The sequence below is a fragment of the Campylobacter parajejuni genome (assembly GCF_046764905.1).
Lineage (GTDB): Bacteria > Campylobacterota > Campylobacteria > Campylobacterales > Campylobacteraceae > Campylobacter_D.
Genome location: NZ_JBKORB010000032.1, coordinates 1 through 669 on the forward strand (window position 1 = coordinate 1; position 669 = coordinate 669).

Consider the following 669-nt stretch of genomic DNA (forward strand, 5'->3'; position numbering starts at 1 on the left):
TTAGATGATGCCTTAGCCCTAAAACAAATCTTAGAAAATATACTTTCTAAAGATTTCATTCTGCCTTTAGAATTTTTAGAAAAAGTTTATCAAAATATACAAAATTTCAATTACGCCTTAGATGAAGATGAGTTTATACAAGATGGTATTTTAAAAGGCGTAATCTATGAGCGGGGGGCGGCTATCAGTTTGGTTTATAAACAAGAAATTTTAGATGAAGCGTATTTTTTGACAAGCTATATCAAGGCTTTTTATGGGTGGCTTTGTTTTTTTATAGATAAATTAGCCCATAAGCTAGAGCTTATCACAACTTCTATCAAGGAACTTTTATGAGCTTACTAGAAAAAAACATACAAGCTTTATTAAGTGGTGTCAATGAACCCTTAGGAAATAAGCTTTTAACTTTTATACAAACTAAAACTTGCTCTTCTTTTAGTATAGATGAAAATTTAAATATCTATGATAAAAACAATAAAGTTTTTATGTATGAAAATTTAGAAGAAGAATTAAATTTTTTCTATCAAAGTATTTTAGAAAAAACTCATCGTTATCCTTTTGTATGTATTTATGGTATAGGCAATGCTTTATTGATAAAAAATTTAGCCAAGCATTATAAACATCTTTTTGTCTTTGAAAACGAAATAGAGCTTTTTATCTTAGCCTTAAGTG

General features: G+C 27.5%; 2 pseudogenes. Both read left to right on the forward strand.

The features are described 5' to 3' along the window. Window positions 1-333, forward strand: a pseudogene (locus ACLL8X_RS09300) (motility associated factor glycosyltransferase family protein); the annotation flags it as partial. Further along, window positions 330-669, forward strand: a pseudogene (locus ACLL8X_RS09305) (motility associated factor glycosyltransferase family protein); the annotation flags it as partial. The pseudogenes ACLL8X_RS09300 and ACLL8X_RS09305, both read left to right, overlap by 4 nt.